Raw genomic sequence first — 6,232 nt, 5'->3', positions numbered from 1 at the left:
GTCCCGCCCAGCCCTGTCACCACGACCAGCCGCCGCACGCCGTTGAGGACCGCGGCCCGCAGCGCGGCGAACGCGTCCGGCAGGCCGGGGCCGCGCTCCTGTGACGTCGACAGCGACGCCAACCACAGCACGCCGTCGACCCCGCTGCCGATCCGCCGCGCAAGGTCGACCGCGTCCGAGGAGAACAGGTCGACGCGGGCGCCCGCCTGTTCCAGCAGGCTCGACGCCGCCAGCCCGACACCCAGGTCGTCGTTCACGACCGCGAACCGGGCGCCGGACAACGGCAGGGCCGCATCGGAACCCCCGCCGCCGCTGTCGGCGGCCGGCCGCCCAGCCGTCCAGGCCGGCGCCTCGTCCACCGGCGTCATCTCCAGCAGGAAGCGCCGCGGGATTCCGAGCACCGCCCTGTCCCCAGCTGCGGCACGCTCCCCGTCCACGGCACGCTCCCCGGCTGGGGCACGCTCCCCGGGCGCAGGTGGAGGCGCCCCTCCGCGGCGGGCGACGATCCAGTCGACGATCCCCCGGACCGTCCGGATCGCCGCCAGCTCCTCCATCGCCACGTCGGCCTGCTCCCCACCAGCGAGATCCCCACCGGCGAGATCCCCCAGCCCGAGACGGCCCGCCAGCGCCCCCAGCACTTCCGTCCGCTTGATGGAGTCGATCGACAGATCCGCCTCAAGATCCAGATCGGGCTCCAGCATCTCGGCCGGATATCCCGTCTGCGCCCCGATCACCTCGACCACGACGCCGCTCACCGACTCCCGATCCAGCCCCGCCCCGGCCACCGAACCCGGCGGCCCGTCCACCGCAGCCGCGGCGGCGCCGTCCGGTCTCCCACGCCGGAGCAGCTCCGCGGGCGGGATCCGATCCGCAGACGGGACCGATTCCGACGGCGGGCGGGCGGATCCGCCGGAGGGCACGGGCACAGTCGTCCGGGCGATGTCGCTCGGCCCGTCGAGATCCACCGACCAGCCGGTCGTGCGGGCGGGAGGAAGAACGACTCCGGGCACCGTCGACCCGGGGCGCTCGGCCGCCCCGAAGTATCCGAGCACCACGTCTCGCTGCGCGACGGCGAGTTCGCGGCTGGCCCGCAGGAACTCGATCACCGCTCGGTCCATGCCGTCATCACCGGACATCTGGGTAACCGCCTCGGGGTTCGGGGGTGCGGACAGGCTGATGGGGGCGAGGTCGTGCGCCGGGCGCAGGCCCCCCGTGAGGAACTCGCCGTCGCCGGTGCGCACGTAGGCTCCGTCGACGAGCCAGCCGGGACGGCGCGCGAGGGTGTCGACCGAGGCCGTGCGGGTGTCCCGTCCGACGAACAGCGGCATCACGTCCATGGCCACCCCGGCGGCCGCCAGCTCCGCCAGCGCCAGCAGCAGCCGGCGAAGGCCGTGTTCGCCGGCCACGTCCGTCGCCACGGCCCGGTGCGGCCGGCCGGCGAGGATCTTCCCGGTCAGCCCGGTCAGCACGCGGCCGGGGCCGACCTCGACGAAGGTCCGCGCCCCCGCGGCGTACATGGCCTCGATCTGCTCGACGAACCGAACGGGCTCGGCGACCTGCCCGGCGAGGGTCGCCCGGACACCATCGACGCTGTCCGGGTAGCGCGCCGCGGTGGTGTTGGACCACACCGGGGTGGACGGAGCTCGCACGGTGAGGTCCTCGAGCCGCCGCGCCAGCTGCCCGCTCGCCGCCGCGACGACGGGGCTGTGGAAGGCGCACGCGGTCGCGATCCGCCGGGCCGCCGCACCGGCGCCGGAAAGGCGGATGATCGCGGCCTCGACGGCGGCCGTCGGCCCGGAGATGACCGTCTGCTTCGGGGCGTTGTGGTTGGCGACCACGACGCCGTCCGGTCCAGCGCCGTCCGGTCCAGCGCCGAGCACCCGGCGGACCTGCTCCGGGCTCGCAGAGACCGCCGCCATGATCCCCGCGTCGACATCACCCGCATCGACGGCGCCCGGGTCGACGCGGCCGGGTCCGCCGGGCCGCGCCGCGTAGTCGGCGGCGGCGTCGAGGACCGCCCGTGCCCGCGCCTCGCTCAGCGGTATCAGGTCGCGGCGGCGCAGCGCCCCGGAGACGCAGAGGGCGACGAGCTCACCGTAGGAGTGACCGGCCAGATGATCGGCACGCACGGCGAGGCCGGCGAGGATGTCGGCCATGGCGAGGCCGGCGATGCCCAGCGTGGGCTGGGCGGCGCGGGTGTCCGTGATCGCGGCCGTCTGCGCGGCGGCCTCGTCACCGCCGAAGGCGGCGGAGGGAAACAGCAGGTCGGCCCAGTGGGGTCCCAGGTCGAGCACCGACCGCAGGCGCGGAAACGCGACGAACAGGTCCGCGAGCATCCGCGGGCGCTGACTGCCCTGACCGGGAAACAGGAAGGCGACCTGTCCGGCGTCCTCGTCGTCGGCGGCGAAGACGCCCGCGCCGCGGTCCGTGCGCAACGCTCTCGCGGCCGCGATCAATCCGGCCACGTCGTCAAGGTGCGCCGCGACGAAGGCGACCTGAACGCGACCCGAGCCCTGCGCGCAGGCGGTCCGGGCGAGATCGCGCAGGCGCAGCGGCCGGCCCGCCTCGTCGTTCCCCCGCGCGAGGGCCGCCAGCCGATCCAGGCCGTGCACGGCGGCGGCCCGATCCGCCCCGTGGATCACGAACAGCTCCGCCGGCCAGGCGTCCAGGCCGTGGGCGGGTTCGGGGCCGCCGGTGTAGGCGGACAGCACGGCGTGAAAGTTCGTCCCGCCGAACCCGAAGGCCGACACGCCGGCGTGACGGTGTTCGGGGGGCGCGGTCCACGGCGCGGCCACCGTGTCGAACGAGAACGGGCTGTCGCCCCGGTCCCAGACGGTGTTGGGCCGGGTGAGATGCAGGGTCGGGGGGCGCACGCCGGCGCTGACGGCCTTCGCCGCCTTGATCAGACCGGCCAACCCGGCCGCGCACTTGGTGTGGCCGATCTGGGACTTCACCGAGCCGATCGCGCACGCACCCGGTTCGGCTCCGTGCTGGGTGAAGACCTTGGTCAGGCCGGCAAGCTCCGTGCGGTCGCCGACGACGGTGCCGGTGGCGTGGGCCTCCACCAACCCGATCTCCGACGGGGAGATGCCCGCGTGGGCGTACGCGCGGTCGAGCGCGAGCGTCTGCCCCGTCACGTTGGGGGCGGTCATGCCCTGAGCCCGGCCGTCGGACGAACCGGCGACTGCCTTGATCACGGCGTGGATCCGGTCGCCGTCACGCTCGGCGTCCGCCAGCCGTTTGAGTACGACCACCGCGACACCTTCACCGAGGCTGATCCCGTCCGCGGACATGTCGAAGCTGCGGGATCGCCCGGTCGGGGACAGGGCGTGCACGGAGGAGAACATCAGGAAGTCGTGGACGCTGTTGTGGGTGTCGACGCCGCCGCAGAGCACCATGTCCGAGGTGCCGCCGACGAGTTCCTTGCAGGCCGCGTCGAGCGCGGCCAACGACGACGCGCAGGCCGCGTCGATCGTGAAGTTGACGCCGCCCAGATTCAGCCGATTGGCGATCCGACCGGCGATGACGTTGGACAGAATGCCGGGGAAGGAATCCTCGTCGAGCCTCGGCAGGTGCTCGTCGAGTTCGGGCGGCACCTCGTCGAAGTAGGCCGGCAGCAGGCTGCGAAGACCGTAGGCCGCCGCGAGGTCGGCGCCCGCCTCCGCCCCGAAGACCACGGAGGTACGGGCCCGGTCGAACGACCGGCGGTCATATCCCGCGTCGCGCAGTGCACGGGCCGCGACCTCGAGCGCCAGCAACTGATCGGGTCCGATGCTGCGCAGCGATGTCGGCGGGATGCCATAGGCGAACGCGTCGAAGGGAAGGGGTGCCAGGAACCCGCCCCACCGCGACGGCGTGCGTTCCCCGGCGCCGGGGGTCGCGGCGCCGGGATCGGCATAGACGGCCGGATCCCACCGCTGCGGGGACACCTCGGTGACGGCGTCGACGCCGCCGACGACGTTGGCCCAGTACGCCTCGACGTCGGGTGCGCCGGGAAACACCGCGGCCATGCCGACGATCGCCACGTCCAGCGGCCGGGCGCTGGCACGGACCGCCGCCACCGAACGGGCTGCCAGCGCCTCGCGGTCCGCTGTCTCGCCCTGGGGATCGGGCGCGGCGACCTGGGCCTGCGGGTCGGTCCGGGCGGCGTGCCCGAGTTCGGCCGCCCGCCGGGTGAGCACGGCCGCCGCCCCCTCGGTGACCTGTCTGTGCAGCTCGGCGATCGAGAGACGGGAATGACGCAGCGCGCCGACCTGTCCGATCATGACCATGCCCTCGTCGGCCTGGCCGGCCTCGTCCACCCGCACGAGCTCGTCACCCACGCGCCGCAGGCCCTTGCTGGCAATCCGCAGCCGGCCGAGATTCAGTCGTTCCAGCTCCTCCCACACCTGCCGGGACGATTGTCCCCGCGCGGCGAGCTCGGCCCTGGTCTCCTGGAAGGTCCGGACGAAAGGTGAGTCGACGCAGCGGGTCGCATGGCCCGGTGACGTCTCGAGCAGGACCGTCCGCTCACAGCCGAGGGCCGCCTCCTGGAAACCCGCCACGATCGCGCCACTGTCCACCGCCTCCGGCGTGAACAGGTACGCGGTGCCCATCAGCACGCCCACCTTCGCCCCGCGTGCGGCCAGCGACGCCGCCGCGGCCGAGACCATCGCCGCCGACCGTTCGTCGTGCACCCCGCCGGCGAACAGCAGGTGCAGCTGGTCGAAGAAGTCCGCACCCCGCGCGCCGAGCCCCGCGCCGAACTCCTCCAGCACGGAGATCTGCGCCTCCCAGAGGGCGAAGCTGGTGCGCGGGCCGACATGGCCGCCGCATTCCCGGCCCTCGAACACGAACCTGCGCGCGCCTTCGCCGAGGAAACGCTGAAGCAGGCCCGGCGAGGGCGCGTGCAGGAAGGTGTCGATGCCGTCCGCCTCCAGCGGAGCGGACTGGGCCGGCCGCCCGCCGGCTATGAGCGCGCACGGCGGCCGGATGTCACGCACCACCCGCAGCTGTTCGGCCCGCAACTCGGGCGGGGCGAAACCGAGCAGGCCGACGCCCCAGGGCCGTTCCCCCAGCGCGGCGGCGGTCTCCTCGAGCAGGGCCCGGACCTGCGGTCCCCGCATCAGGGCCAGCGCCAGAAACGGCAGTCCGCCGGCCGCGGCCACCTCCCGGGCGAACGCCGCCCGGTCACTCACCCGGGTCATCGGCCCCTGAGCCACCGGGTACGCCAGCCCCCGGGACGCGGCGAACGGTGCGCCGGGGGCCAGCGGACGCACTGTGACCGCCGCCGCGATCGACTCCCCGATCGACTCCCGCACCGCGCGCACGACCCCACCGGCGGTCAGGTACCGCTCGGCCAGCCGAGCCGCGAACCCCCCGTCCTGTCCAACCGGGAGCAGCTGCGTGCGCAGGTCCCGGGCGCCCAGACGCAGGGCCACCTCCGCCGGCCCGACGTCCTGCGCGGCGACGAGCCCGGCCACCGGGAGGTCGGGCCGCGTGTACACGCGATGCCCGGCCACCAGGGCGGTCTCGGCGCCGTCCATCACCCGCAGCGCGCCCGCGATCTCCGCCGGCAGTTCCATCTCCCGGACCAGGGCAAGCTGGGAGTCCAGCACGACCCCGGCCGCCCCACCCGCGACGGCGGCCGCGGCGGTCCGCGGGCCGATGCCGCCGGCCGCCCAGATCGGGGCCGGCGGCCCCGCGGAGGTGGTGAGGTCCGCGGCGAGCAGCGCCTGCAGCAGGGTGAACGTGGTGAGGTCGCCGACCCGGCCGCCCCCTTCGAGCCCGCGGGCGACGACGCCGTGAGCACCGGCTGCGACGGCCACCCGCGCGCCGTCGACCGACGTCGTCTCGACGAGCACCCGGCGACGCCCGCCGGGCCCGGCCGCCGTCGGCACGTCCCACGGCGCGTCCTGGGCCAGCAGGACCGTGTCGACAGCGGCCGGTAACTCATCGGGACCCACCGGGCATCCGGGTCCGATCCGCACCCCGAACGTTGCCGGAGCCCATCGCACGGCGTCGGCGAGCGCGGTGACCGCCCGATCCTCGTCCAGGCCGAGATCGAGCACGCCGAGGGCTCCCGCCCGCTCCGCCGCCGCGACGAGGTGCGCGTTCGGCTCCGAGAAGGGCGTCACGACGACGACCCGGTGGCGTTCACCGACGACACCATCCGACGTACTCACCGCTTCATTCCCACGTCGTGACCCATGAAGTTTCCCATCGTCATCCCCGGCTCTTCTCCGCGTCCACC

General features: G+C 74.5%; 1 protein-coding gene. It reads right to left on the bottom strand.

What is annotated here, in order from left to right; genetic code table 11:
• Positions 1-6,164 (bottom strand): beta-ketoacyl synthase N-terminal-like domain-containing protein (locus NBZ83_RS11660; RefSeq protein WP_438803306.1); only part of this gene is annotated, 6,164 nt, incomplete at its 3' end.
• Positions 6,165-6,232 lie beyond the last annotated feature (68 nt).

Origin of the sequence: Frankia gtarii, from assembly GCF_025403375.1 — a bacterium.
In the GTDB taxonomy this organism is placed as follows: Bacteria; Actinomycetota; Actinomycetes; order Frankiales; family Frankiaceae; genus Frankia; species Frankia gtarii.
The sequence above is the reverse complement of the archived record's forward strand: the minus strand, read 5'-3'. Positions and strand labels throughout refer to the sequence as shown.